General features: G+C 60.8%; 30 protein-coding genes and 1 CRISPR repeat array (1 of these 31 running past the window's edge). Of the genes, 24 read left to right on the forward strand and 6 right to left on the reverse strand.

Annotation, left to right across the window (positions count from 1 at the left end; all coding sequences use genetic code 11):
- Window positions 1-1,210: a CRISPR direct-repeat array (repeat unit 33 nt; unit sequence GTCGCGGCCCGCTCGGGTCGCGCGGATAGAAAC); it begins 1,257 nt to the left of the window's first position.
- Between the two features lie 554 nt (window positions 1,211-1,764).
- Together glnA and ACZ46Y_RS01780 are read left to right on the forward strand one after the other, a co-directional pair.
- Window positions 1,765-3,171, forward strand: coding sequence for a glutamate--ammonia ligase (gene glnA / locus ACZ46Y_RS01775; protein ID WP_311955828.1), 1,407 nt, complete (start codon window positions 1,765-1,767; stop codon window positions 3,169-3,171).
- A 22-nt stretch (window positions 3,172-3,193) separates the two neighbouring features.
- Window positions 3,194-3,703 (forward strand): DUF4124 domain-containing protein, encoded by a 510-nt coding sequence (locus ACZ46Y_RS01780; RefSeq protein WP_311955830.1) that lies wholly within the window; start codon window positions 3,194-3,196, stop codon window positions 3,701-3,703.
- Here the strand turns inward: ACZ46Y_RS01780 and ACZ46Y_RS01785 are convergent.
- The 3 genes from ACZ46Y_RS01785 to ugpB all read right to left on the reverse strand — a co-directional run bounded on the left by ACZ46Y_RS01785 (window position 3,700) and on the right by ugpB (window position 6,589).
- The gene (locus tag ACZ46Y_RS01785; protein ID WP_311955831.1) at window positions 3,700-4,584 is read right to left on the reverse strand and encodes a ChaN family lipoprotein; all 885 of its coding nucleotides are present in this window, start codon (window positions 4,582-4,584) and stop codon (window positions 3,700-3,702) included. The two genes, ACZ46Y_RS01780 and ACZ46Y_RS01785, sit on opposite strands and share 4 nt — an antisense overlap.
- Window positions 4,585-4,618: 34 nt before the next feature.
- A complete protein-coding gene (locus ACZ46Y_RS01790; protein ID WP_311955833.1) occupies window positions 4,619-5,146 on the reverse strand; it encodes a YqiA/YcfP family alpha/beta fold hydrolase in 528 nt (175 codons plus the stop codon).
- A gap of 114 nt (window positions 5,147-5,260) precedes the next feature.
- A complete protein-coding gene (ugpB, locus tag ACZ46Y_RS01795) occupies window positions 5,261-6,589 on the reverse strand; it encodes a sn-glycerol-3-phosphate ABC transporter substrate-binding protein UgpB (protein WP_311955834.1) in 1,329 nt (442 codons plus the stop codon).
- A gap of 213 nt (window positions 6,590-6,802) precedes the next feature.
- Here ugpB and argE point away from each other — a divergent pair, with 213 nt between their 5' ends.
- The 5 genes from argE (at window position 6,803) to ACZ46Y_RS01820 (ending at window position 11,142) form a co-directional block, all read left to right on the forward strand.
- Window positions 6,803-7,984: an acetylornithine deacetylase gene (gene argE / locus ACZ46Y_RS01800; protein WP_311955837.1), complete on the forward strand. Its 1,182-nt coding sequence runs from the start codon at window positions 6,803-6,805 to the stop codon at window positions 7,982-7,984.
- Complete coding sequence (locus ACZ46Y_RS01805; protein ID WP_311955839.1) at window positions 7,981-8,301, forward strand: GIY-YIG nuclease family protein; 321 nt, start codon at window positions 7,981-7,983, stop codon at window positions 8,299-8,301. Before argE ends, ACZ46Y_RS01805 begins: the two co-directional genes overlap by 4 nt.
- Window positions 8,302-8,396: 95 nt before the next feature.
- A complete protein-coding gene (locus ACZ46Y_RS01810) occupies window positions 8,397-8,729 on the forward strand; it encodes a hypothetical protein (protein ID WP_311955840.1) in 333 nt (110 codons plus the stop codon).
- A 157-nt stretch (window positions 8,730-8,886) separates the two neighbouring features.
- Window positions 8,887-10,089: a nicotinate phosphoribosyltransferase gene (gene pncB, locus ACZ46Y_RS01815; RefSeq protein WP_311955842.1), complete on the forward strand. Its 1,203-nt coding sequence runs from the start codon at window positions 8,887-8,889 to the stop codon at window positions 10,087-10,089.
- Between the two features lie 54 nt (window positions 10,090-10,143).
- On the forward strand, window positions 10,144-11,142 hold the full coding sequence (locus ACZ46Y_RS01820) for a diaminopimelate dehydrogenase (RefSeq protein WP_311955844.1): 999 nt from the start codon (window positions 10,144-10,146) through the stop codon (window positions 11,140-11,142).
- Window positions 11,143-11,483: 341 nt separating this feature from the next.
- Here the strand turns inward: ACZ46Y_RS01820 and ACZ46Y_RS01825 are convergent, their stop codons facing one another.
- Complete coding sequence (locus ACZ46Y_RS01825; protein ID WP_311955846.1) at window positions 11,484-11,894, reverse strand: helix-turn-helix domain-containing protein; 411 nt, start codon at window positions 11,892-11,894, stop codon at window positions 11,484-11,486.
- Window positions 11,895-12,015: 121 nt separating this feature from the next.
- On the opposite strand from ACZ46Y_RS01825, the gene ACZ46Y_RS01830 reads away from it, so the two are divergent.
- The 9 genes from ACZ46Y_RS01830 to ACZ46Y_RS01870 are packed head-to-tail and all read left to right on the forward strand — an operon-like array spanning window position 12,016 to window position 17,280.
- Window positions 12,016-12,207: a helix-turn-helix domain-containing protein gene (locus ACZ46Y_RS01830; RefSeq protein ID WP_311955847.1), complete on the forward strand. Its 192-nt coding sequence runs from the start codon at window positions 12,016-12,018 to the stop codon at window positions 12,205-12,207.
- The gene (locus ACZ46Y_RS01835; protein ID WP_311955849.1) at window positions 12,207-13,109 is read left to right on the forward strand and encodes a helix-turn-helix domain-containing protein; all 903 of its coding nucleotides are present in this window, start codon (window positions 12,207-12,209) and stop codon (window positions 13,107-13,109) included. Before ACZ46Y_RS01830 ends, ACZ46Y_RS01835 begins: the two co-directional genes overlap by 1 nt.
- Window positions 13,051-13,362, forward strand: a complete 312-nt coding sequence (locus ACZ46Y_RS01840) for a hypothetical protein (protein WP_311955851.1) — start codon at window positions 13,051-13,053, stop codon at window positions 13,360-13,362. The genes ACZ46Y_RS01835 and ACZ46Y_RS01840 overlap by 59 nt, the downstream gene beginning before the upstream one ends.
- The gene (locus ACZ46Y_RS01845; RefSeq protein ID WP_311955854.1) at window positions 13,359-13,802 is read left to right on the forward strand and encodes a VRR-NUC domain-containing protein; all 444 of its coding nucleotides are present in this window, start codon (window positions 13,359-13,361) and stop codon (window positions 13,800-13,802) included. Before ACZ46Y_RS01840 ends, ACZ46Y_RS01845 begins: the two co-directional genes overlap by 4 nt.
- 14 nt (window positions 13,803-13,816) lie before the next feature.
- Window positions 13,817-14,080: a hypothetical protein gene (locus ACZ46Y_RS01850; protein ID WP_311955856.1), complete on the forward strand. Its 264-nt coding sequence runs from the start codon at window positions 13,817-13,819 to the stop codon at window positions 14,078-14,080.
- Window positions 14,077-14,709 carry a TolC family protein gene (locus ACZ46Y_RS01855; RefSeq protein WP_311955858.1) on the forward strand — a complete coding sequence of 211 codons (633 nt, stop codon included), beginning with the start codon at window positions 14,077-14,079 and terminating at the stop codon, window positions 14,707-14,709. The genes ACZ46Y_RS01850 and ACZ46Y_RS01855 overlap by 4 nt, the downstream gene beginning before the upstream one ends.
- Window positions 14,655-15,596, forward strand: a complete 942-nt coding sequence (locus ACZ46Y_RS01860) for an AAA family ATPase (protein WP_311955860.1) — start codon at window positions 14,655-14,657, stop codon at window positions 15,594-15,596. Before ACZ46Y_RS01855 ends, ACZ46Y_RS01860 begins: the two co-directional genes overlap by 55 nt.
- Window positions 15,596-16,720: a metal-dependent hydrolase gene (locus tag ACZ46Y_RS01865; protein WP_311955862.1), complete on the forward strand. Its 1,125-nt coding sequence runs from the start codon at window positions 15,596-15,598 to the stop codon at window positions 16,718-16,720. Before ACZ46Y_RS01860 ends, ACZ46Y_RS01865 begins: the two co-directional genes overlap by 1 nt.
- Before the next feature lie 5 nt (window positions 16,721-16,725).
- Window positions 16,726-17,280, forward strand: a complete 555-nt coding sequence (locus ACZ46Y_RS01870; RefSeq protein ID WP_311955864.1) for a thermonuclease family protein — start codon at window positions 16,726-16,728, stop codon at window positions 17,278-17,280.
- A 2-nt stretch (window positions 17,281-17,282) separates the two neighbouring features.
- Here the strand turns inward: ACZ46Y_RS01870 and ACZ46Y_RS01875 are convergent, their stop codons facing one another.
- Both ACZ46Y_RS01875 and ACZ46Y_RS01880 read right to left on the reverse strand, forming a co-directional pair.
- Window positions 17,283-18,365, reverse strand: coding sequence for a restriction endonuclease, SacI family (locus ACZ46Y_RS01875; protein WP_311955866.1), 1,083 nt, complete (start codon window positions 18,363-18,365; stop codon window positions 17,283-17,285).
- A complete protein-coding gene (locus ACZ46Y_RS01880) occupies window positions 18,346-18,723 on the reverse strand; it encodes a helix-turn-helix domain-containing protein (protein WP_311955868.1) in 378 nt (125 codons plus the stop codon). Before ACZ46Y_RS01880 ends, ACZ46Y_RS01875 begins: the two co-directional genes overlap by 20 nt.
- On the opposite strand from ACZ46Y_RS01880, the gene ACZ46Y_RS01885 reads away from it, so the two are divergent.
- From ACZ46Y_RS01885 to ACZ46Y_RS01920, 8 genes are all read left to right on the forward strand, one after another.
- Window positions 18,722-19,819: a DNA cytosine methyltransferase gene (locus tag ACZ46Y_RS01885; protein WP_311955870.1), complete on the forward strand. Its 1,098-nt coding sequence runs from the start codon at window positions 18,722-18,724 to the stop codon at window positions 19,817-19,819. The two genes, ACZ46Y_RS01880 and ACZ46Y_RS01885, sit on opposite strands and share 2 nt — an antisense overlap.
- A gap of 309 nt (window positions 19,820-20,128) precedes the next feature.
- Window positions 20,129-21,130 carry a restriction endonuclease gene (locus ACZ46Y_RS01890; RefSeq protein WP_311955872.1) on the forward strand — a complete coding sequence of 334 codons (1,002 nt, stop codon included), beginning with the start codon at window positions 20,129-20,131 and terminating at the stop codon, window positions 21,128-21,130.
- A 21-nt stretch (window positions 21,131-21,151) separates the two neighbouring features.
- Window positions 21,152-21,655: a hypothetical protein gene (locus ACZ46Y_RS01895; RefSeq protein ID WP_311955874.1), complete on the forward strand. Its 504-nt coding sequence runs from the start codon at window positions 21,152-21,154 to the stop codon at window positions 21,653-21,655.
- 17 nt (window positions 21,656-21,672) lie between these two features.
- The gene (locus tag ACZ46Y_RS01900) at window positions 21,673-22,740 is read left to right on the forward strand and encodes a helix-hairpin-helix domain-containing protein (protein WP_311955875.1); all 1,068 of its coding nucleotides are present in this window, start codon (window positions 21,673-21,675) and stop codon (window positions 22,738-22,740) included.
- Window positions 22,741-22,756: 16 nt separating this feature from the next.
- Entirely contained in the window at window positions 22,757-23,446 is a 690-nt protein-coding gene (locus ACZ46Y_RS01905) for a hypothetical protein (protein ID WP_311955877.1), read from the forward strand.
- A gap of 101 nt (window positions 23,447-23,547) precedes the next feature.
- Entirely contained in the window at window positions 23,548-23,784 is a 237-nt protein-coding gene (locus tag ACZ46Y_RS01910) for a hypothetical protein (protein WP_311955878.1), read from the forward strand.
- Window positions 23,785-23,868: 84 nt separating this feature from the next.
- On the forward strand, window positions 23,869-24,645 hold the full coding sequence (locus tag ACZ46Y_RS01915) for a DUF4417 domain-containing protein (protein ID WP_311955879.1): 777 nt from the start codon (window positions 23,869-23,871) through the stop codon (window positions 24,643-24,645).
- A gap of 359 nt (window positions 24,646-25,004) precedes the next feature.
- A complete protein-coding gene (locus tag ACZ46Y_RS01920) occupies window positions 25,005-25,958 on the forward strand; it encodes a hypothetical protein (RefSeq protein WP_311955880.1) in 954 nt (317 codons plus the stop codon).
- The last annotated feature ends 105 nt before the right edge of the window (window positions 25,959-26,063 follow it).

Genomic DNA, 26,063 nt, shown 5'->3' on the forward strand with positions numbered 1-26,063 from the left:
CGCGCATGTAGAGCTCGTAGGTGTCGCGTCGCGGCCCGCTCGGGTCGCGCGGATAGAAACTACACCATGACCACGCCGTCACGATTCCACCCGGGTCGCGGCCCGCTCGGGTCGCGCGGATAGAAACTTCACGCCGCAGGCCCAGCGCAGCCAGTCCGCACAAGTCGCGGCCCGCTCGGGTCGCGCGGATAGAAACGCCACCTATAGCAACTCGATCAACCTCAAGGAGATCGTCGCGGCCCGCTCGGGTCGCGCGGATAGAAACACGCTCGGCGACGGCGAGACGGACTACACGTTCGTGTCGCGGCCCGCTCGGGTCGCGCGGATAGAAACGATCCTGTCTTGCCCATCCCGCGCGGGCTTTTTTGTCGCGGCCCGCTCGGGTCGCGCGGATAGAAACCATCCCTCAGCGCCTTGGCCGACCCCTCGGCAGAGTCGCGGCCCGCTCGGGTCGCGCGGATAGAAACGACCAACACGGCGACCCTATCCAGCCTGGCACCGAGGTCGCGGCCCGCTCGGGTCGCGCGGATAGAAACATAAAGCTGGTTGCCCTGCCGCTCGATACGGCCAAGTCGCGGCCCGCTCGGGTCGCGCGGATAGAAACTTCATGGAGGCGCTATGCCGCGCAACGCATTTGGTCGCGGCCCGCTCGGGTCGCGCGGATAGAAACTTGATAACGGCGGCAACGCCGACAGCATGGTGCGGTCGCGGCCCGCTCGGGTCGCGCGGATAGAAACCGCGCCCAGCACCGGCTGGACGGCACCGTCACCGCGTCGCGGCCCGCTCGGGTCGCGCGGATAGAAACCTCACCAATCCCGGTGACGTCCAGCGCTACATGAGCGTCGCGGCCCGCTCGGGTCGCGCGGATAGAAACACGCCGATATCGACCCCACCGACCGTCTCAAGCAGGTCGCGGCCCGCTCGGGTCGCGCGGATAGAAACAGCGCCAGCAGACCCAGGCAATCAACCAGACCCAGGTCGCGGCCCGCTCGGGTCGCGCGGATAGAAACACGGTCGATGCCGGCGATGCCGCCGCCCTGGACGGTCGCGGCCCGCTCGGGTCGCGCGGATAGAAACTCACGCTCGACGAGTCCGTACAGTACACGACGCAGTCGCGGCCCGCTCGGGTCGCGCGGATAGAAACTACCACTTCAAGCTCTGCACGCCCGCCGCCCGGGTCGCGGCCCGCTCGGGTCGCGCGGATAGAGACTGCCAGTGGGTGCAAGCCGATAACCTGGCACTCAGGTCGCGGCCGCTCGGGCCGCGTGGATCTAAACAATAATATCGGCTAGTTTTCCTATTGAAGCGAGCTTGTCGCAGCCTATAACAAGGTTGTGTGGATTGAAACTCTGAACTGCCGGGGCGACAGCGGACCTGTACGGAGCCGCCTTGCACCTTTTGTTATTAGCTGCCGCCCAGGCAGCTCAGAAACGATCCCCGCACCCGCGGGGATGATCCGCTATGTTCGCTGCCGCCCAGGCAGCTTATGCAGGGCCCTACTCCGCAGGCCTCCGGCCTGCTTCGCCCGGCATAGCCGGCCTCTTACGCAAGCTTGGTTGCTTAGGTAGGCCGCTGTACCTCCACCATTAACCCTCCCACGTGCAATTCTTTTGAGCACCTGAAACAATGTCCGGGTTTTCGCCGCCTGGAAATGTGTTAGGCGCTCGGTAGCCATGTGCTACAAAATGGCCACAGTTTTTCCGTGCGGGTCACCGCGCCCGCCGGCACGTTTTCAAGCCAAGTGACGCTTACCCGGAGGCTACGATGTCAGCCAAGACGCTCGCCCTGATTGAAGAGCACGATGTGAAATGGATCGACCTGCGCTTTACCGACACCATCGGCAAGGAGCAGCATGTGACCATTCCGGCGCGTGACGTGGACGATGATTTTTTTGAAGACGGCCAGATGTTCGACGGCTCGTCGATGGCCGGCTGGAAGGGCATTAACGAGTCCGACATGGTGCTGCGCCCGGAAGACGGCACGGCCTACCTGGATCCGTTCACCGAAGATGCGACCCTGGTGCTGCGCTGCGACATTATCGAGCCGGCCACCATGCAGGGTTATGACCGCGATCCGCGCTCCATCGCCAAGCGCGCCGAGGCCTACCTGCAGTCCACCGGCCTTGGCGATACGGCGTTTTTTGGCCCGGAACCGGAGTTCTTCATCTTTGACGAGGTGCACTGGAAGACCGATATCCAGGGCTCGATGTACAAGATCACCTCGGAAGAGGCGGCATGGTCTGCCGATCACGCCATCGAGGGCGGCAACCTGGGCCATCGCCCGCGGGTGAAGGGCGGCTACTTCCCCGTACCGCCGGTGGACAGCTTCCACGACATCCGCGGAGCGATGTGCAACACCCTGGAGGCCATCGGCCAGAGCGTGGAAGTGCACCACCACGAGGTGGGCACCGCCGGGCAGAACGAGATCGGCGTCAAGTTCAACACCCTGGTGAAGAAGGCCGATGAAGTTCAGGAAATGAAGTACGTGATCCACAACGTGGCCCACGCCTACGGCCGGACCGCGACCTTTATGCCCAAGCCGCTGGTGGGCGATAACGGCTCGGGCATGCACGTGCACCAGTCGTTCTGGAAAGACGGCGACAACCAGTTTGCCGGGGACGAATACGCCGGGCTTTCGGAAATGGCGCTTTATTACATCGGCGGCATCATCAAGCACGCCCGGGCGCTGAACGCCTTTACCAACGCCTCGACCAACTCCTACAAGCGGCTGGTGCCGGGGTTCGAGGCGCCGGTGATGCTCGCTTACAGCGCGCGCAACCGTTCGGCGTCGATCCGCATTCCCTATACCGCCAACCCCAAGGGCAAGCGGGTGGAGCTGCGCTTCCCCGACCCCACGGCGAACCCCTACCTGTGCTTTGCCGCGATGCTGATGGCGGGAATCGACGGCATCAAGAACCAGATTCACCCCGGCGATGCCATGGACAAGAACCTCTACGACCTGCCGCCGGAAGAGGGCAAGCAGGTGCCAACCGTGGCCACGAGCCTGGAGCAGGCGCTGGAAGCGCTGGATGAGGACCGGGCTTTCCTGACCGAGGGCGGGGTGTTCAGCGAAGAGATGATTGATGCCTACATCGCGCTCAAGATGGAGGATGTGAACTACCTGCGCATGACCACCCATCCCGTGGAGTTTGAGCTGTATTACAGCTGTTAAGGTTTTCACTACCGGGGACGCAATGAGGCGAAAGCGAGTCGGGTGGCTTGTCGGCATGCTGATGGCAGCGCTTGCCTGGGGGCCGCTTCAGGCGCAAACGGTGTACCGGGTGGTAGACGAGGCGGGTAACGTGACGTTTACCGACGATGCCGAGAGTGGCGGCAGCGAGGTAGCGCTCAAGCCGCTGCAGGGGGGCAGTGCCTCGACGTCGAACACGCCTTCGGAAGCGTCGCCGGGCGCACCGTTCATGCCTTACGACCGTTTTGTCATTGACCGGCCGGCCAGCGCGGCGACTCTGCCGGAAGCGCCGTTTCCCGTAGAGGTGGAGGTGCTCCCGGCGCTGCGTGCCGACCATCAGATCCGCCTGCTGGTAGACGGCAGCCTGAGCCAGTCGGCGCTGCGCAGCGAGGCGTTCTGGGTGCCGCGGCTGGCACCCGGCAGGCACCGGCTGCAGGCCGAGCTGCTGGATGCCCAAAAGCGCGTTCGCCACCGCACGCCGGAACTTGAGGTGCGCGTGGCGCCGGGCGGCTAGCCGGTGTCCAGCTGCTCCATGAAACCGGCCGTCGGCGCGGGCGAGGCTTCGAGCAGGTAGAGCGCATCGGCAAGCCCCGGTGCCTGGGGCCGGCAGGTATCGGCGGGCACCGGCAGCAGCGTCATCTGGCGGTGTACGCCGCGCTTGTCGAGCTGGTGGGCCACGCCGTCGCTGTACTGCATGTGCCCTCTGCCCATGAGTCCCACGGCCAGTTTGCCGCCGGCGCTGGCTCGGGCAAGGGCGTCGGCCATGGCGGTATCCCAGGCTAGCTGGGCGCGCAGAAAGGTGGCGAACGGCTGCTCCAGCGGATGGGCGTCGTAAACCGCGCGCAGGCGCCGGCGATAGGCCGGGCTGGGAGTGGCCGGCGGAGCAATGCCGTGGCGCTCGGCGGCGGGTACGGCGTCAAAGCCTTCGTCCGCCAGTCGGCGGCGCAGCTCGGGGGCAATGTTCAGCGCCACCAGCGGAATGCGGTTCATCCGCGCGAAGTGAAAGATCGGCAGGTACATGGCCGCTTCAAAGCCCCAGACGTCGTCCCAGCGGCTTTGGCGCAGCAGTTCGTCTTCGCTCAGCTCGCCGTTGACCCAGGCATCGAGCACCGGCTGGGCGCGGCGGGGCAGCATCTCAAGGCCGATTACCATGTCGTCGCGGTGGGCGGCGAGGCCTGCCAGGGTGTTGAGCTCGAAGCGGTGGTCGGCCATTTGGTCGTGGCGCTCGCCGATCAGCACCACGTCCTGGTCGGCGGCCCGGCTCAGTACGCGAGATGCCGGGGTGACGGCGCCGAGCTGCCACCAGTCGCCGGGGGCCAGGCAGTCGTTGGCATGGGCCGGTACGGTAAGGGCCGCGAGCATGAGTCCCAGCGTTAAAAGGCGCAGTCGGCGCATGGGGCGTCCTGTAGGCAAAAAGGCGGAGCCGGGTTCACTCGCAGCCGGCAAGCGCTTCACAGTGGTGTAGGAAGCGTTCGAAATCGCCAAGGATGATCGAAAGGCTCGCGTGCAGGCGGTGATCGTCGTCGAGCAGCCGCAGGGACAGGCGCTGATCCCGGGCGTAGTCAATTACCGGGCCGGGGGCCACGACGTCGTCCTGCCAGCCGTGGATGAGGTGGCAGGCTTGGGCCTTGAGCACCGGCGAGGTCTCCGGGTAGCCGGCAATGCCCAGCGCCGGCGCCAGCAGAAAGCAGCCAAGCACCGCGTGCTCGGCCCCCAGCATGGCGCTGACCCAGCCGCCGAGGCTGGAGCCGGCCATGACGCAGCGGGCGGGGTCGTCGCCGCGCTCGGCCAGGGTGCGGCGCAGGTGTTCGAGGCGGTCGCGAGGGTCGGGCTGCTGGCGGTAGTCCATTACCACGGTATCGACGTTGTCGAGCCGCTCGGCGACGCCCTTGAGCGCCTGCACCTTGAGCGCGCCGGGCCCGCTTTCCAGGCCGTGGGAGAGGTAAACGGTGATCATGGTCGCTCCGCGCAGTGAAAGCCGATGAGCCGGGTGCCGGGGCCAAGGGCCGCCGGCGCGTTTCAGCCTTTAACATAAACCCTAGCGGGTTCGCCGACGGCTGCCAAGCGGGCCTTATGAGTTGGCGGCCTCAAAATCGCGCAATAGCTGATTGCCGCGGCTCACGGCGTCATCGGTGGCTTCTTCGCCGCTCTTTTTACCGTTCATGACGGCTTCCATCTCTTCGGTGATGATCTTGCGAATCTCCATGAAGTTACCCAGGCGTGTTCCCTTGGCATTGGCCGTGGGCGCCTTGAGGGTCAGCTGTTCAAGGGCCACTGACGCGCCGGGGTTGGCTTTATAGAACCCCTGCTCTTCGCTAAGCTCTTGAGCTTTCTTGGTGATGGGCAGGTAGCCGGTTTTCTGGTGCCATTTGGCCTGTACGGCGGGCTTTGACAAATAGTCGAAAAAAGCCGCGACGGCCTCGTATTCCGCGTCGGTGTGGCCGCGCAGTGCCCACAGCGACGAGCCGCCGATGATGGCGTTTTGCGGCGCACCTTCGACGTCGTCGTAATAGGGTTGCCTGGCGTAGCCCACGTCAAAGCTTGCGTTGTTCAACACGTCTGCCCGGGCCGCCGAGGAGCCGAGAAACATGGCGCAGGCCTGGGCGTAAAACATCGGCTCGGCATTGGGGCCGTCGTCGGCGCCGCTCCAGCGGAAGACGTCGCTGCCCTGCCAGATGTGCAGGTTCTCCCAGTGGCGTGCCACCTCCTCGTTGTTGAACGCAAGCTTGGCGTCCAGCCCGCCAAAGCCGTTCTGCTGAGTGGCTATCGCCAGGTTATGCACGGCGGAGAAGTTTTCCAGCATGATCCAGCTGGGCCAGGCGGCGGTGAAGCCGCACTCGGCGGCGTCCGCGTTGGTAATGGCCGTGGCGGCCTGGGCAACCCCGTACCAGGTGGTGGGCGGCTCGTCGGGGTCGAGCCCCGCTTCTTTGAATACGTCGCGGTTGTAATACATGACCGGCGTGGCAACGTTCAGCGGAAACGACGGCATCTTGCCCTGGGCGTCGCGGTAATAGGCCGCAATCGCCGGGAGAAGGGCTTCTGTATCGAGGGGCTGGCTGTGCTCCTCCATCAGCTCATGCAGCGGATAAACGATGCCCTCATTGTTTCGCATCAGGGTGCCCGTGCCCGCGTCGGGCACCTGAAGGATGTGCGGCTGCCCGTCGCCACTAACGGCGTCAATGGCCTTGGTGACGGTCTTGCTGCCGGTGCCGCGAAAGCTGGTGAAGACGCGGTATTCCTCCTGGGAGCTATTAAACGCCTCGGTTATTTCCTCGAGGATGGCCTCCCGCTTGCCGTTCAGGGAGTGCCACCATTGAATGTCGGTCACGGCCTGGGCCGGCAGGCTGAGGCAGGCGAGGGCGATCCCGGCGGTAGCGGCATGAAGTGAAAAGCGGGGCATGGTGTGTCCTGTTCGGTGGTATCGAGCGCAATGAGTCGCGAGGCGCGCCGGGGAAACAGTCCCATAAGCAGTGTAGGCAATGGTGTAGGCGATAGTGTAGGCGATATTTTGTCGGGTGCGAGAAGAAAGAAGCCGGCCGCGGCCAGCGTAGGCGCACCGATGCGCGAATGGTAGGCTCTGGCGAAGACATTGGCCATTAAATCGGAGTGAGGCATGGAGCAGGCAGTGGCGTTGCTTGAGGATCTGGTGGCGTTCGATACCACGTCGCACCGTTCCAACCTGGCGCTGATCGAGTACGTCGAAGCGTACCTGGCGCGCTACGGCGTGACCGCCGAACGGGTGACGAGCCCCTGCGGGGAAAAGGCCAACCTCATGGCGCGCATCGGCCCCGAAGCGCCGGGCGGGGTGGTGCTGTCCGGCCATACCGACGTGGTGCCGGTGGCGGGCCAGCCGTGGTCGAGCGACCCTTTCACCCTGCGCGAAGGCGGCGGCGATCGGCTTTACGGGCGCGGCACCTGCGATATGAAGGGTTTTATCGCCTGCGTGCTGTCCCGGGTGCCCGAGTGGACGAGGGCCGCGCTCAAGCGGCCAGTGTATCTGGCGTTTTCCTACGATGAGGAAGTCGGTTGCGTCGGCGCGCCGGCGCTGATCGAAGGCTTCATGAAGCGCTATCCCCATGCGCCAAGCGCTCACGTCATCGTCGGCGAGCCGACGGACATGCGGCCGGTCGTGGCGCAAAAAGGGGCGACCAACCTGCGCACCACGGTGACCGGGCGCGAGGCCCACAGCAGCCAGGTGGATCAGGGCGTATCCGCTGTTCACGTGGCCGCCCGGCTGGTGACCTTTATTGAGGACACCATGACCGAGCTGGTGGCGGAAGGCCGGGTGGACGAGGCCTTTAACGTGGCGCATTCCAGCCTGCACGTAGGCAAGATAGAGGGCGGCACCGCGATCAACATTACCGCCCGGGAGTGCACCTTCGAGTGGGAGATTCGCCATTTGCCAAGCGATACCTTCGAGGCGCTTTACCGGCGCTTCGAGGCGCGCTGCGAAGCGCTGATCCGCGAGGTGAAAGCCGCCGATAAGCCGCTGACGATCGAAACGAAGGCGCTCAACGTGACCGTGCCGGGGCTTGCCGACCGCGATAACCGCCAGGTGCTGGCGCTGGTCGAGGCCAACCTGCCCGAAACCTGCGGGCGCCACGCCGTGGCCTACGCCACCGAGGCGGGGCAGTTTCAGGGAGCGGGGCTCGAGACGCTGATTCTGGGCCCGGGCAGCATCGCCCAGGCCCACCAGCCTGACGAATACGTCGAAAAGGCGCAGCTCGCCGCCTGCCTCGAGTTTCTGGGGCGCATGGGCAGGGCGCTTGAGCAGGAAAGCGGGGGCGAGGCATGAGCCAGGCTGGCGCGCCCGCGGCGGCGCCCTGGTACCTTTACCTGCTGGAGTGCCGGCGCGGCACCTACGCCGGTATCACCAACGATTTGCCCCGGCGCTACCGCGCCCACTGCGCCGGCAAGGGCGCACGCTATACCCGGGCCAATCCGCCGGTGGCGCTGCTGGGGGCGCAGCCCTTTGCCGGGCGCGCCGAGGCCAGCCGGGCTGAATACGCGCTCAAGCAGCAAAGCCCCGCCGAGAAGCGCCGCTGGGCGCAGCGCTGGCAGGCGCCGGCGTTGACGGCTAGCGGCCGCGGGGTAGATGACAATAGCGCCTGAATCGGGCAGGCTAGGGTGCCGGGCGTATACTCATGTTCAGAACAGCGTCCATAAGAATATGCCTGGCAACGTTAATGGCAAAGGAGAGCAGGCAGGTGGCAGTTTACGGTGGGATACAGGCCCACGAGCTGGGCTATTGGCTGACTGCGTTGACCAACGCGGCCTATGACCCGCGCCGCCCGCTGGCCAGCGTTCACGGCGGCTGTGCCCGGGCGCGAACGGCCCGTCAGGACCTGCTGGATATTGCCGGCTGCTACCGCAGCAACCAGAAAAGCGCTGACGCCGCCGCCGCTGCGCTTTCCCGCTGGTGTTTGCACTATCTGGACGAAGCCGAGTGGTACCGCCTCACCGGCGAGCGTCACGACCCGTCTGCCGCCGATCACAGCGATGCCTCCCCCGAGGCGCCAAGGCGCCACCGCGTCGGCTAGCCGCCGCGTTTCCTTACGCTATGTTATTACCGTACGTCATACCGTTACCGCACGTTATACCGCGACGGCACGTCTATCATGACGCCAGCGGGTCAGAGTAACGGCAGCCCGCCACTGCCGCCGTTACCGTCAATTATTACTGTCAGGAGTCTCTTGCATGGCGGCCACCTACCGCGCGCCGGAACAGGTCATTACTTCGCTTCTGGATACCGACTGGTACAAGCTCACCATGATGCAGGGCGTGCATCACAAATACGCCAACGCCAGCGTGGTGTGGGAGTTTCGCTGCCGCAACGCCGAGGACTTAAGCCCCTATCTGGACGAGATACGTGCCCAGGTGGAAAGCCTGCGCTCGCTGTCGCTGACCTCAGCCGAGTCCGAGTATCTGGGCAGCTTTGCTTACATGTCGCCGGATTTCATCCGCTTTCTCGAGCTGTACCGCTTTTGCCCCGAGTACGTGTCCATGTACATGGAGGGCAGCGACCTGTGCATCATCATTGATGGCCCCTGGACCCACAGCATCCTGTTTGAAATCGCGATTCTGGCGATCATCAGCGAGGTGCGTAACCAGGTGCTTTACCCCCACGCCACCGTGGACCAGGCGGTTACCCGGCTGCGGAGTAAATTCGCCGCGCTGCGCCGGGACTATACGCCGACCCAGCTGGAAAACTTCCGCCTTGCGGACTTCGGCACCCGCCGGCGGCTGTCCCAGCCGGTGCAGGAGGCCGTGGTCGACGTGCTGGCCGAGGAGTTTCCCGGCCAGTTCGTGGGCACCAGCAACGTGGATCTGGCCCGGCGCTACAACCTTGCCCCCATGGGCACCATGGCCCACGAATGGGTCATGGCGCACCAGCAGCTGGGCAGCCGGCTGGTGGACAGCCAGCGCGCCGCGCTGGAGTCCTGGGTGCAGGAATATCGCGGGCACCTTGGGATAGCGCTGACCGATACCGTGACGCTGGATGCCTTCCTCGAGGATTTTGATCTCTACTTCGCCAAGCTGTTTGACGGCCTGCGCCACGACAGCGGCGATCCGCTGGTCTTTGCCGAGAAATGCATACGCCACTATGAAGAGCTGGGCATTGACCCCAAAACCAAAACGCTGATTTTCAGCGACGGGCTGACGTTTGATAGCGCCATGGCGACCAAGTGCGCACTGGAGGGCCGCATTTCCACCAGTTTCGGCATCGGTACCAACCTGACCTGCGATCTTCCCGGGGTGACGCCCATGAATATCGTCATCAAGATGGTCTCGTGCAACGGCCAGCCGGTCGCTAAAATATCCGACGAGCCGGGCAAGGCCGCCACCCACGATCCGGAATACGTCCACTACCTGAAAAGCGTGTTCAACGTAGCGGAGTAACGTAGCGGAGTCATACCGACGTCTTCATTCATCGACAAAAAGGCAAAGTGTTACATGGCCGAGACAAATGCCAAGACCATCCGAGTCGCCATTGCCGGCTACGGCAACCTCGGGCGCGGCGTTGAAGCCGCCCTGGGGCAAAACCCCGACATGCAACTGGTAGGCGTGTTCAGCCGCCGGGACCCGGCAAGCGTCACGCTGCTGGACAGCCAGGTGCCGGTGTACTCCATGAGCGACGTGGAACAGTTCAAGGACGAAGTGGACGTCATGGTGCTCTGCGGCGGCTCCAAGACCGATCTGCCCGAGCAGGGGCCGTACCTGGCGCAGTTTTTCACCACCGTGGACAGCTTCGACACCCACGCCACGGTAAACGAGTACCATGCCGCGCTGGATGCCCCGGCCAAAAAAGCCGGCACTATCGCCCTGATGTCGGTGGGCTGGGACCCGGGCCTGTTCTCGCTCAACCGCGCCTTCGGCGAAGCCGTACTGGCCGAGGGGGAAACCTACTCCTTCTGGGGCAAGGGCCTGAGCCAGGGGCATTCCCAGGCCGTGCGTAGCGTCGACGGCGTGAAACAGGGCGTGCAATACACCCTGCCCTCCGACGACGCCATTGCCCGGGTGCGCAACGGCGAGCAGCCCACGCTCAGCACCCGGGAAAAGCACGTCCGCGAATGCTATGTGGTGCTGGAAGAGGGCGCCGACGCCGACACCGTGCGCGAAACCATCGTCACCATGCCCCACTACTTCGCCGACTACGACACCGAGGTCCACTTCATCGATGAAGAAACCTTCGCCCGGGATCACAGCGCCATGCCCCACGGCGGCTTTGTCATCCGCAGCGGGGTCACCGGTGACGGCAACAAGCAATCGATCGAATATTCGCTTGCGCTTGGCAGCAATCCCGAGTTCACTGCCAGCGCGCTGGTCGCCTACACCCGCGCCGCGCATCGGCTGGCGAGCAAAGGCGAATCCGGCGCCCGCTCGGTGTTCGACATCGCCCCGGGTCTCCTCTCGCCCAAGGATCCCGCCCAGCTGCGTAAAGAGCTGCTTTAAGAAAGTGCCGTAAGTCGAGTACCGTGCCGGTGGGAGCGCAATTTATTGCGCGAAAGCAGGCCGTAGGCCTGCCGTTTAATACGCCAATTCCCGCCGGTTTATGGCTGCCCTAGCTACCCATTATGGTAACGATGACCCACAAAAAAGGGCTTACGCCGCAGCGTAAGCCCTTTTTCTGATGTTGGTCGGAATAGCAGGATTCGAACCTACGACCTCTGCCTCCCGAATCCATTTCCCTCTCTTGTAAGCCTATAAAATCAACATCTTATAGCGCCCCTTCCCGTGAAAACGTGACCCTTCGTGACAATAGTGGCCAGAACGTGACTGACGTAAGTCACGTTTTAGTCACGTTGGCAGATCGCCCGGATGGTGAGCAGAAGCTGCATATAGCCGTCCCGATTTGTCGGCTTGGGCAGGTCGATGGACAGCAGTGCGTGCCATTCCTGATCGGTGACACCTATGGCTTTGACGAAGGCATCGTCACAGGCCAGTGCGCGAAGGCCAGCCGGAATATCAGGGCCGATGATGATGTGATGCTGGATGCTGGCTTCCTGGTCAACGCCGCGTAGGTATTCGGTGGTGACATGGAGAATGCCGGCGATGCGGTCGAGAAGGTCGTCGGAGAGTCCCCGAAGCCCCTTTTCGATGTGTGAGACGTGGCTTTGCTGGATGCCAGCTCTCTCTGCCAGCTGCTTTTGTGTCAGCTGGCTATTTCGCCGGGCGGTACGAAAACTGTGCGGATCGACGTTCATGGGTCTGCATGCTTCAAAGTGAGAGAGAGAAAGTGCTGCATTATGCGGGCGAATCATATTTTGCGCCCAAAAAAATTACTGCATTACTCGATAATATTACTACCATGGAGGAGGTGAGGCCATGATGCTGCGCGAAATACGGCGGGCCAAAGGATGGTCCCAGACGGAATTAGCCTACCGCCTTGATTGTGACCAAAGCATTATCAGCCGGATCGAACGGGGAGAGCGCTCGGTCACGCTGGAGCGTCTGCGGAGCATTGCAGCAGCGCTGGAAGTGCCGCTGTCTGCGCTCATTGCCGACGAGGTAGCCTGATGGCTGTCCCGGCGCATGCCTGGATGCCAACGGCCGCGTTTACTGATCGCCGGCTGGGCGCTCGGGATCTGCGCGTACTGGGCGTGCTGTACGCCCACGCCGATGCTGACCGCGCCTGCTGGCCGGCAGTGGCAACGCTTGCGCAGCTGACCGGCATCGACCGACGCGACGTACAGCGCACGCTCCGGCGTCTGGAAGGCTTTGGCTGGCTGACGATTGAGGCCGGCGGTGGACGCTCCGCAACGTCACGCTACCGACTGTGGCAGGTAATGCAAACGGCGGGTGAATCGCCACAAAGGGCGGGCAATATACCCGCTGAAACGCAGGAAAGGGCGGGTGAATCGCCACAAAAAGGCGGGTGTTTTACCCCCGAAACGGCGGGTGAAATGCCCACCCGAACATACCAGGAACAGAGCAAGAACAGAGAACCCCTGTCTTGCGCTTCACCGGAGATTGAGCTGAATGCGTCAGCCGAGCCGCAGGCGAAAAGCGGCAAAGCTGCTCAGGAAGAGTCCTTTGCGGTGTTCTGGGCGGCGTACCCGAAGCGCCGTGGCAAGTCGGATGCGCGCAAGGCGTGGCAACGGCTGCAGCCTGATGACGCGCTGACCGAGCGAATCCTGCACGCCGTGGCGATGGCCCGGGCGTCACCGGATTGGCGCAAGGAGAGCGGGCAGTTTATCCCGTACCCGGCAACCTGGCTGCGCCGGCGCGGGTGGGAGGATGAACTGGAAACGGATATCGAGCCGTTGGCGGCCACCGCCCAGCGGCCGCGACACGGTGAAGCGCAGCGAATTGGCGGCACGTTGGAAGCGCTGGACTCGCTGTTTGCAGGAGGGCAGGAGTATGCAGAGCACGACGTTTCAAAAAGGCATGGCATATCTGGCGGCCGCGTATGGCACTGAGCTGAGCCGCGAGCGCCTGGCGGTTTATTGGGACCAGCTGCGGCAGCTGGACGACCAGACGTTTCTCGGCGTGACCAAGGCCATTGTCGCGCAGCAGCGCTTTTTCCCTACGGTGGCAGAGATTCGTGAGCGTTACCGCGAGGCCTGTGCCCCACAGGTGCAGGTGTATCGGCTACCACGCCCCAAGCGGCAGGACGCCGCGTATGCCCGGTCTGTTTTACAGGCATTGAAAACGGAGGTTCATCGACCATGAAAAACAGGGCAACGGAACATCAGGAGCAGGCGACTTTGTTCAGCTGGGCGGAGTTTCATACGCACCGCTGGCCGGAGCTGGCCCTGATGTTTGCCATTCCAAACGGCGGCAAGCGCAACAAGATCACCGCCGCCATGCTCAAGGCCGAAGGCGTCAAGCCGGGCGTGCCGGACATTTGCCTGCCCGTCACACGCCCGCCCTGGTCGGGGCTGTATATCGAGATGAAAACCGGCACCGGCCGGCTGTCATCGACGCAGCGCAGCTGGTTGCTGGCACTTATCGCGCAGGGCTACCGAGCCGAGGTGTGCCGAGGCTGGCAGGAAGCGCAGCAGGTGATTGTTGAATACCTGGGCGGCGATGAAGGCGAGCCGCTGATGGATACCGTGCCGAGTCCGCACATGCTGCCCGGCCATACCGCTCAACAAGCCGTTTTACATTAGAAAGGACGCTAATTATGACCGCTACATCGCGCCATGAAGGCAACATGATTCACATCAGCCCGGACGGCCAGACGCTGCCCGTCGAGTCGCGGGTGGACGAGCTGACCACCAAGGTCAAGAAGATCACCACAACCGACGAAGGCAAGCTGCAAATCGTGCTGGAATCCGAAGGCATGGATAACGACGCGCTGGCCCAGGTGAAAGAGCTGCTGGTACTGCAGCAGTCGTCGCTGGTTCTGGTCAGCATGCAGCCCACGCAGCAGGATATGTTCGGATGATCCGCCCGGCAGGCATGGCGGCCGCCGTTGCACTGGCCGCTCCACTTTTCGCTCATGCCGCGCCGCTGGATGATGCCTTGGCGCTGGTACACAAAGCCCACCCGGTGCTGCAGGCACATCGCAGCGAATACCGCGAGACGACGCGGCAGCGCGACTGGTCCAGCGACATCACGCTGGGCTGGACTCAGCGAGGCACGACTGAAGGCGGTGCCGCCGGAGCCAACGCCGGTATTCGTGTCACCATCCCGCTGTTTGACCGTAGCCATGAGCTGCGCAGCGCCACGGCGCGTAGTGCCTGGGTAGAGAAGCGGGCCTTGATCACCACGGCCTTCATGGCCGCACTGGCTGAGCTGGAAACGCTGAGTGCTGCGGCACTTGAAGCCGAGACCATGCGGGATTTTTACCGCGATCAGCTGGAGTACCGGCAGCGGCAGGTTGAGGAGGGCATCAGCGAGCCGGATACGCTGTGGAGCGCGACGGAAACCGCCCAGCGCACCGAGATGGAGTATCAGAAAGCGCAGCAGGCGCTCAACGCCGCCCGGGACCGCGTGGCGCGAGAATACGGAGGCCGTCAATGGATGACGTTACGGGATTTATTGGCCGCGCACACGACGCCGACGCTGCACTAGATGCCATCCGGCGTGGCGCCAATGTCCTGATAACCGGCCGCGCCGGCATCGGCAAGTCGGCGTTCTTGCGGCACCTGCGTAGCCGGCTTGGAGACAGCGAACTGCCGGTGCTGTTCGTGCCTGCCGGCACAACGAAAAGCACGCTGTTGGCCTTGGCCGGCCAGATCCATGAATCCTGTGGCCTTGAAGTGCCGGCGGCATTGCTGCCGCCGCGCACTTTGGCGCGTGCCCGGCGCGAGGGCAGCCTGCCGTGGACGGATTTGGTGCGGCCTCTGCGTCGCTTGCCGGTGGCAGACACCATGGCGCTGCTGGAAACCAGCCTGCGCAAGCGGCGCTTTCTGGTTCTGTTGGAGACGCTGGAGGTGCCGCCCAGTCAGGCGGAGCTGTTTACAGTGCTGCTCGACTGCGCCCAGATGGTGGCCTGCATGGACGAAAGCAACCGTCGCAGCCGCATTGAGCAGCTGGTGTGGCGCTTCCAGACTACCGTTGAGCTCAAGCCGCTGCCGCTGGCCGAAAGCCGCCAGCTGGCCGAGCGCTGGATGGCACATCATCCGCTGCGATTTTCCGACGAGCCTACCCGTGACCGGTTCCTGCGCCACGTTGCCCAGGCCAGCGGCGGCGTGCCGGCGGCGATCCGGGGGCTGATGGAGGAGGCCAGCAAGGAGCCGGAAATCACGCCGGCCAAGGCACGCTCGCTGTACCACCAGGCAGGCATTCAATACGTGGACATGACGCCGCTGCTGGTGGTGATACTGGTGATTTTCATGGCAACTCGCTACATCGCCCGTGGCGTAGGTGAGGTGGAAATGCTGGTGTTGTCTGGCGTGGCCACTGCGCTGTTCATGGGGCTGCGATTCTTTTTCTTCCAGATGCGGAGCCGGCGCTGATGCTGACTCCCACACACCTTGTTATCGGGCAGACCACCTTTGTTGCCGTGAGCCTGGCCGTGAGCCACGCGCCCAGCTGGCCGGAGGCGTGTCTGGCCGCGACTGCCGCGCTGCTACCCGACCTCGACAAGCGACAAAGCCATATTGGCCGTTTGTTCCCGTGGATATCCGAGCCGCTGGAATATCGCTTCGGCCACCGCACCCTGACTCATTCGCTGCTCGCCTGCGTCGTGCTGGCATTGCTGCTGTGGCCGCTGCTGCCGCGCGGCGCATGGCTGGCCGTGGTGGCCGGCTATGCCTCGCATGCTGCGGCGGACATGCTGACGCCGGCCGGTGTGGAGTGGTTCTGGCCGGCGCGATGGCGTTGCGTGCTGCCCGGTAACGAGCGCTACCGCATGCGCGCGATGGGCTGGGGGGAGCTGGTGTTTGCCGTGGTGCTGATCGTGGCAACGGTGCCGATGATTGGACTTGCGCAGAGTAAGCCAGGCACCGGCGGGGTGATTACCGCCGCGATTGGTGACATGGCCGCCGCTCGCGCCCGCTACGATGCGGAGAAGGGCGAGCATCGTTGGGAGCTGCGGCTGGCCGGGCGCGATAACCTGACGCTGGAAGATGTGGGCGGCGACTATCCGATTATTGGTCCATGGCAAAGTAGTGGGCTGCTGGTAGCGACATCGAGCGGGCCGCAGACGGTGTGCCGTGGTGGTGGCTGTGACTGGTACGCGGATAGCGCCGTAGCGGTAAAGGGTGAGGCGCAGATCACGACGACCCGCGAGCTGACGGCATCGCACACCTCGCCGGCGGCGTTGGTGGCCGCTTTGGAACCGCTGCAGCCGCTGGGAGAGGTTTACCTGATTGGCAGCCTGACCGCGAAAGGGCTCAAGGAGCAGCTGCCCAGCGTGGCAGTCAGCGGTGATACGGTCAGCCTGACTTACGCTGCGCCGGAAATGCTGGAGACCTGGGGCGCACGGCCATTGCGTGACGTGCTGCTGACGGTTCAGGTGCGCCACGCCCCCGGCGTTGGGGTGCCGAATCTGGCATTGAATGATGAGGTCGTGGATCTGATTCCCGCTGAGTTGCGCCCGTGGATGCTGCAAAATGGCAAGATTTCTCGTGACAGGTAGGAGACATGGATAAAACACGCACAATATACCGTTCCGTGCAGAGAGGAGTGCGGTATATCCGGCACCGGCGCATCGTGCTGTTCTGGGGCGTGGCTGCCGCCAGCCTGAGCCTGCCATGGATCTGGCCGGAGTTCGCGGCCACCGGTGAGCAGGTGGCTACAGGCAGCGGTGAGTGCCGCGTGCTCAAGATTTATGACGGTGATACCATCACCGTGAGCTGCAGCGGCAAACAAGAGCGCGTCCGGTTGTACTGCATCGACACCCCCGAGATGGAGCAGCGGCCCTGGGGGCAGCGCAGCCGTGACCACTTGCGACAGATGATGCCGCAGCGCGTGCGTATTATCGAACACGACCGCGACCAGTACGGCCGCTTGGTAGGCGAAGTGATGGCAGGGCAGACCAGCCTGAATCTGGCGATGGTCGAGGCCGGGCAGGCGGCTATGTACCCGCAGTATTGCAGCGAAGCCCGCTACCGCCGCGCGAATGAGGCGGCGCGGGAAGCGGGCCGTGGCGTGTGGGCTGAGCCGGGGCTACAGCAGCGACCGTGGGAGTGGCGGTAGCGCTAAAGATCGTTTATGCAGCGAACAATATGATTGAATGTTTCGTCTTTAACCTTGGCCGAGCTAATATGGCTGTGTGCCCATTGGATAATCATGTGTCGCTCTATACCGTTTGTTGCAGCAACAATGCTCGAAAAAAAATCATTCACGTTAATAAAATGTAGGTTGATGCCTTTATTCAGCCAGTAATGGATGATGGACTCTTCAGTATCTTTTATAAGCTTGCCATTAGGTCCTTTTAAAAATATCAATGTATCTAGATTGGTTCGAGATATTTTATTTACCGCATGCTGTACATCGCTAAAATTAAATTCTTTATCTTTAACTTCGGCGCTGAACACCAAATTTTCGTTTTCAAAAACGTCTATGTCTGAGACTTCTCTGGAAGAAGCGCCGGATTGGTTTACCTTGTGGGTTATGACATTTAAGGATCTTTTTGATACGTCTCCCAAAATGTTGAAGGTTATTCCAGCCAATATTGCAGCTGTCTCGCCTTCAAAAGATTGTTGGGTCAAATTTTGTGAAAAAATTGCTAGAGATGCTGGATAAAAATGGCCTTCTTTATGCTTCACGCTTGATATTAGTTCTCTAGGCTGGCGTTGAAGAATCCAATATATGCATTCTTTTAGTGCTAGTGACGCTTCACGATTATTACGGAGGCTCTGTATAATCGCTATGGATTGCGATAAAATAAATGTGTCTCTGCCTTTCCTTACGGAGTTTTCTTCTGAAAGTTCTGTGAATCGTGCAGGTTTGTTTAAGAATGGTTCGTTAGACTCGCCAAGCCTACCTGCAAGAAGCTCGCGCTCTATAGGGACAATAACATTGTGACATAGTGATCTTGCGTCGAAAGCACCGTTTAATTTTGCACCGGACTGTAAGGATAAAGGATTGCAGGTTGGATTTGCTACTTTGGCTAAAATGGCGTTGGTGAGTATGTATCTATAGGTTTTATGAGTTCCTAGTATAACACTTTTTATTTTTTCCGATCGGCGTCCAGAAGGTTGCCAGTTGCTGTTTTTTACCTCATGTATCACTTCTCTCAAAATGCTTTCAGCTAAGTTTTTATCTATAGTGACATTCATGTATGCTGTTCCATATTTTGTTAAAAAAATCCTTTTCGCCAGATGATATGGCGTTTAATATATCTATGCATTCCGTAATGTCTAGGCGGCGTTCTAAACGCTCAATCTTTGAAATATCTGGTTGCGTGAAGCCAACTAGTTGAGCTAAATCAGACTGAGAAAGGCCAGCTTTTTTTCTGGCATTTATTATAGTTTGAATCGCTTTTTGATATCTTTGGTCGTGTATAGTTGAAGGCTTAGGCATTGGATGATCATTTGGCTCAGAATGTTGTTGTTGAACGGATCTTGACATTTTGTACAAAATATGCCAAAATCGAATAAATGCATTGATTTTGCTTGGTAAAGCTGACATGGACATGCAGAATAAAACTGCTATATCTCTTTTTTGTGGCGCCGGCGGCATGGATGTTGGCTTTAAGAAAGCTGGCTTTGAAGTGTTGTGGGCAAATGATTTTGATAGCGATGCATGCGCAACATATCGGGAAAATTTAGGCTCGCATGTTGTCTGCGGTGATATTAATGGCCTTATCTCAGATCTCGATGACTTTCAGGGTGTGGACTGTGTCTTTGGTGGCCCTCCTTGCCAAGGTTTTTCTGTAGCAGGCAGGATGGATCCAGCAGATGAAAGAAGTAAATTAGTGATGAGCTTTATGGAGGTGGTAGAAAAAGTTCAACCTTCTTCTTTTGTTATGGAGAATGTGAAGTCCTTAGGCGTTCTCGATAAGTTTAAGCTGGTAAGAGAGTCGATTTTTAAACAGGCGAAGAGCTTGGGTTATCATGTTGAGTTGCTTATTCTTAACTCTAAGGATTTTGGAGTTCCGCAGTCCCGAGAGAGAATGTTTATAGTGGGTTTTAAGAGTAAGAAATATGTAGGTAGTTTAAGTGATTTCTTGGGTGGTTTTTATAGAAAGAGTCCCGTTGTGAGGGATGTTATTGCACGTTTGGGTCCTGCGGGTAGCGAAAATAACCCTAAAACCGTCAAGGCAAGAATTTCTCTAGCTAAAAACCCGGTGCTCAGGAAGTCACCTTATGCAGGGATGTTATTCAATGGTCAAGGCCGACCAGTAGACCCCGACTGCTATTCAAGCACTTTGCATGCAAGTATGGGTGGTAATAGAACACCAATAATTGATGAGAAACAGTTGTACGAAGGTGCGGAAGGATGGGTGATTAAGTATCACCAGCATCTTATGGAAGGTGGCGCGCCTTTTGAAAAAGATGAGGCACCAAACTTCTTACGAAGAATGACTGTTGACGAGGCCCACTTGCTTCAGACATTCCCTGAAAATTTTCATTTTGCCGGCAAGCAAAGCTCAGTCTTTCGCCAAATAGGAAATGCGGTGCCATGCAATCTGGCCCAGTCAGTGGCCGAGATGGTTATGGATGCCTTGAACGGTAATTTGAGGCTAAATCTTAATCGTGATGAAGTTCAAACATTGCCGCTGGCGATTTGACTGAAGTGCATAAGTGAAGTGGCGCTGATATGCCGGTTTTTTTGCATGCGCTGTAGCCAAGGAGGGCGCATGACCACACCTCAAGATCTATCCCGCCAGGCCCATGAGCTGCACAGCAGAGCCTCAGCTTGCAGCAAATCGCCGCCGAGCTGGACACCAGCGGCGACCGCGCCTCCCAGCTGATAGTAGCCTATGAACAGCAGCTAGATGAGTAATCACTGTGCTGGTAATCGGGGGTGTCACCTCATGCACGGCCGTACTGACGTAGTGTACGGTTATCGCCTTGGTCTTTTACATTTGGGAGTCAGCATGAAACAAGGATGGATGATTCGCGCCGGTGAGGGTGGCCGGCTTTTCGATAATTTTGAGTCCCGTAGCTGCGTGGCTGTGGGGTGGAACGCGCTCGGTGACCTCGGCCAATACAGCACCGATGATGAGCTGCGCCAGGCATATATAGAGCACCACGGCAACGCCAAACCCGGCCGCACCGGTAATGCTGTGGCTATGATCCGCAAGTTTTGCGATGTGGTTCAGGCGGGCGATACCGTCATCACTTATAGCCCGGAGCATCGTGAGTACCTAGTAGGCATTGACAAAGGGCATTACGAGTTTCTCTCGGCAGACAATCAGGTCGAAGATTACGCCCATGTGCGCTGGGTGAAATGGGAGGGCAAGGTTCCCCGTGATGCGCTTACTCAAGCAACGCGTAGCTCCCTTGGCTCGACCTTGGCTGTTTTCCGCTTGTCTGATGCAGTTATTGAAGACATGCGCGCAGTGCTGACAGGTAAGGCCGCCGAACCAGCCCAAGAGCCGGAAGAAGTTGAAGCAGACTATGTTCAGCTCAGCGAGAATATCCGTGCGCAGAGCCATGAGCTGATTAAGGACCGTATTCAGCAACTGTCACCGGAAGAAATGGAGCATTTTGCCGCAGCTATCCTTCGCGCAATGGGCTACCACACCAAGGTTTCTCCCCGTGGTCCTGACCGTGGTGTTGACGTGGAAGCATCGCCGGATGGCCTTGGGCTGACCAAGCCGCACATCAAGGTAGAGGTAAAGCATCGTGCTGGCAGCATGGGATCAGCTACCGTGCGCAGTTTCATTAGCGTGGTGCGTAGCGGTCAAAATGGAATATTCATCAGCACTGGTGGTTTTACACGCGAAGCCCGCTATGAAGCCGACCGTGCTCCCAATCCTGTTGCCTTGGTTGATATCGACGACTTGGCAAATCTAGCGGTAGAAAACTATCAGCATTTCGACACAGAAGGCCGCGCGCTGCTGCCACTGATGCATGTTTATTGGCCTACAGAATGACTAACTTGCCAAGGAGGGCAGATGACCATACCCCGCGATCAATCCCGCAAAGCCCATGAGCTGCAGCAGCAGGGCCTCAGCCTGCAGCAAATCGCCGCTGAGCTGGACACCAGCGACGACCGCGTCTCCCAGCTGATCGCAGCCTACCAGAAACAGCAGCCTGCCGAGCCGCAGCAGCCCTGGTGGCACGGGCTTTCGCCCCACACGCGGGTATTCCTGCAGGAGCAGGGCATGCACAGCCGTGCTGATGTTGAGCAGGGCTACCGCGATGGGCTGTTCACACGCGGCCATCCAAATGCGTTCAGAAGCATTACGGCCCATCTTCGGCGCCGCATCGTGGAGTGGCTGAACCAGCCGGTGCAGCCATATCGCGTCTCCCAGGCTGAGTATCCGATGGATGAGACGATCACGCTGCGCTTGCAGGCCGATACCGTGCGCGAGCTTGAGCGCATAGCGAAGAAGGCAGGCACCAAGCCGGATGCGCTTGTAGAGGCGTTGATTATGCGGGAAGCTGAATGTAAATGACTCGATGAGAGCACTGCATGAAAAAAGCGTCCACGGCCCTGGTTGCCGCTTTAGCCCTCGTGCCGCCCGTTGCGCTGGCAGATACCATCATCGGCAGCTGGAATATCAAGCACCTTGGCTGGAATAACGACAAGGCCATGGCTGAGGTGGCTCATGTCGCCCAGCATGCGGATTTTTTGGCTATTCAGGAGCTGATGGACCCCGCCGCACTGGCCGAGCTTGAGCGAGCCGTCGAAGCCGCCAGCGGCGAATCATGGTCCAGCATGGCTAGCGATGCGCTTGGCCGCAGCACGTACCGCGAGAGTTATGGCTTCCTGTGGCGAGACAGTGAGATCGAGTACGATAGAGGCGCGGTGGTCTTTCTGGACAGCCAGGATATTTTTGCGCGGGAGCCGTACTCGGCTCAGTTCATCGAGCTGGATAGCGGTCAGCAGTTTGTAGCGGCCACCGTGCATGTGACCTACGGCGACGGAATCAGCGACCGGCTGCCAGAGATCGAGGCGCTGGCCGACTACTGGGGCTGGCTTGAGGAAGTTTATCCCGGCACGCCGCGTCTGCTGATGGGCGACTTCAACCTGTCGCCGGATCATCCCGGCTGGGCAGCCCTGCGCAAGCTGGGGGCATCACCGGCGATTACCAACGGTGCTACGACGCTCGGCACCACCAACGGCACCTGGAGCAACCTGTACGACAACATCTGGCACAGCGACAGGCTGAACATCACCGACAGCGGCATTATCCGCTTCACGGATCTGCTGCCCGGCGATCATGTGAAAGCACGGGATGCCGTATCGGATCACGCGCCGGTCTGGATCGCGCTGGGTGATGCTGACATGGAGCTGATGACGCTTGACGGTAGCGACTACGAAGCCGCCAGCGAGGCCGCCAACGATGCGACGTACTGCATTGACTTGAACGAAGCCAGCGCCGAGCAGCTGGCGGAGCTGCACAACGTCGGACCTGCCCGCGCCAAGCAGATTATCGAGATGCGGCCTTGGGGCAGCGTGGATGAGTTGACCCGGGTGAGCGGCTTGGGAGCGGGCAGCGTAAAAATGATAAGAAATAACGGGCTGGTATGCCCGTGACAAAAAAGGGAACGACATGAAAAAGCAAGGGCTGACTACTGCTGTGCTGACCAGCATGGCACTGGCTACCGTACCGGCCTTCGCCGCCGAAGACAGCACGCGGCTATTCAAGGACTGGCACTACGGCCAGCATGTAGACGATTTTCCCCGCAGCCAGGGCTACTATGACTGCTCGGGCGATCTTGGCGTTTTCGCGCTGTGCCATGACGGTGTGACGTTTCTGGAATATCCATTCCAGGGGCAGCTTTTTTTTGGTGACGACAACCGCTTGACGCACGCAACCGTGGTGGCGGATTACAGTGACGATCTATACGTCACCGTTATTGGTGCCCTGACTCGCAGCTTTGCAATCGTGTCCGCCGAGGGGCCGTATGAGACGCTGGACATTATCGAGCGGGCCAAGGCCGGTGCGTTCAGCAGTGAGGAGGAAATGCAGGCGGCGCTGGTCGCGTTCGAGGCAGAGCAGCACCGGCAGGGCTATTTCGGCATGACGCTGATGGAGCAAGAAGGAATCCTGGAAGCGAAGCAAGATATACAGAACGCGCAAGAATTGATGATGAACGCCCCAGAAGGAGTGCGCGTGGCTGAGATTGCTGTGTACGAAGACGACTGGGGGCCGCTGGTGGAGACTTCCTTTTATCTACCTGAGCGTCAGCTGGGGCGTGCCATAGAGAAGGCGAAGGATGCGCCGGTTGAGGATTTTTAAACCAGCGTGTCGCCATACTTGGCGCTGATACCTGTTTGCGTCTACAGTAGCTTGTGCAGCACCTAACCATCCACTCGCTGAGAAGCGACAGGAGAGCAATTATGGCTACTGGTTACATCCAACTAAGCCAAACCCAGCCACCCGTTGACGTGCCCATCATTTGTCGGTTTTACCATCCTGAAATGGAAACGTCGTTATATGGCCTGCATGGCCGACCCAATGCCATAAGCAAGGCCATCCGGCGGGCTGACGGCAAGATCTACTACCACGCGGATACCAACCCCGGTCTGGGGGAGATCAAAAGCTCATGGATCGAGTGGAAGCGTTGCTGGTGGTAGGTTTATTCCAGGGACAAGGAGAAACGCCATGACCCACTTTGACGGCGGGCGCGGCAACGACGCCAAGCCCAAAGCGTAGCGCCCGTGCCGCGCTCATTCACCCAGCCGCCCGAGTGGACGTGCAAGCCCGGCGGCTGGGACACCACCGGCACCCGCGAGATATTCCCCAGCGCATCGCCGTTGGGGGTTCCCGACATTCTTCCCCAAGACTTCACCGAGCTGCCACCCGCATTTCGGCTGCTGCCGTACCGCAGCAAACGCAGTTTCGAGCTGCGCGATGTCTGCCATTTCTACCTTGATGACTACCGCTTCGAGACGGCCTGGAACCGGCCCAACGCCGCGGCGAATCACCTGCGCCGCTACTGGGCCGCGCTGACGCCGGACTTCAGCCTTTACCCGCAGTGGCCCGCCGTGGTGAATCAGTGGAATACCTACCGCAGCCGATGGCTGGGCCGCTGGTGGCAGAGCCAGGGTCTGCGCGTGATACCCACGGTGAACTGGTGCGACGAGGCGAGCTTTGCCTACTGTTTCGACGGCATCCCGCCCGGCCAGATCGTGAGTATCGGCGTGCCGGATGCCCGCCGGGCGCATGTGGTGGAGCGTTACCGTGCCGGCGTTGAGGCCATGTGCGAGCGGCTTCAGCCGCGCTTGGTGCTGGTGTACGGCGACAGCCCCGTGGAGATCGACGCGCCGGTGCTTGAGATCGAGCCTGACTGGCATCGCCTGCGCGGCGTGAGTCGCCGCCCCCGGGCGAAGGAGAAGCGAAGCTGCTCAGAAAGAGTCAGGTGCAGCCCGCATCGTGCAGTGCCATCCACCGCGCCCACGCTGCCGCGTCGGCTTGACCCCGGCCCGCACGGCTGACGCCATGCTGCCCCGTGCCGGACTTCACCGCTCGCGCCGTCTCGGGCAGCGCCACGCATACCGCCGCCTGGCGGCTGCCCGGCCGGCACGACGCTGGCATCGTGCGCGTAGCGAGTGTGGCCCCGTAGCTCGCTTGCGCCGTTGTCATGCGGGCTCGCCAAACCCCCGGCCAGCCGCGCATGCCAACAGCACGGCGCTGGCTCAGTGGAAGTGGCCGCGCAAAGCGCCGCCACCGTGCGCATGGCCGCTGCCGTGCCGTCACTCCCACCGCCCCCGGCGAAGCCGGCGGCTGCTCTGATGCCAATTTTTGCGCTTCGTGGCATGCTGCTTGAATTGCCGCCGCGACTCATGGATGACGTATGACGCAATCCGCTTACCGCCATTATCCCAGCTTTACCCGCCGCTACGTGCGCTCGGTGGTGAAAATGCTTGGCCTGCCGAAAAAGGCAGCAACAGAGCGCGAAGTGTTGGTCCAGATGCTGCACGATGAGCGTGTTATCAGCTCGATCAACGGCGAAATCTTGATGCTCGAATGGCACCACGCGCGTGAGGGTCATGTGGTGGTGCCCGAGCCTGCGCTGTCTCAGTGGCTGCAGTCGGTGCAGTTGAGCCGAGTACAAGGGGATGCCTGGGCGTGGCCCTGGGAGTTCAGCACGGTATCGTTTCCCACCGGGCAGACCTTTAACGGGCATCCCGTCGAAGGGGCGCTGGTGGCGTGGGTGGATTCGACCACGCTGCCGGCCCGCTATGAAGCGTTACTGCGTGCTCACGGTAGCCCGAACCTGATGGAGATGAAGGAGCTGGGGGAGCCGTGGCTGGTGGTGGCGATTCACAATCCGCTGGATACCAATACCAGCACCAATCCCACCATGCTTCGCGGTGCCTTTACCCCAAGCCAGATCAGCGGCTTTATCAACCGTGAGGCGGTCGATCACGCCGGCGACTACGCGCGAATGATGGACGATGAGGAAGGGCAGGTATTACGCGCCGTGGTGCGCTATGTGCTGTCGCTGGGCATGTACCTGTCGGCCTACCCCGAAGCGCAGACGGCCGGCATACCCGAGTGGATGAAGAACAAGCACCCCGCGGCGAGAAGCGGCGTGCCGTTTGCCCAGGTTAGCGCTGATCGAGCCGACCGCGAGCTGACGGCGGCCATGGCCGCGCCGCGCACCGTCGCTCCCTACTGGCGGCAGCTGCGCGACAAGCGCTTTTATCGCGGCAAGTGGGCGGAGCAGCGTCCCGGTAGCCGCTACGTGCTGGTCAGCGGCTACGAGGTGGGAGCCGAGAGGACGGTAGGTGTTGAGCGTGCGTAAGAGTAAAGGTAGCAGCCGACCGTGACACGAGGGCGCACTGGATGCGCTTTTCTGCAAAGAATCTCCAGCGAAAGTACAAGATTTCAACCAATAAGAGGAAAGGTA

The sequence above is a fragment of the Halomonas garicola genome (assembly GCF_055382465.1).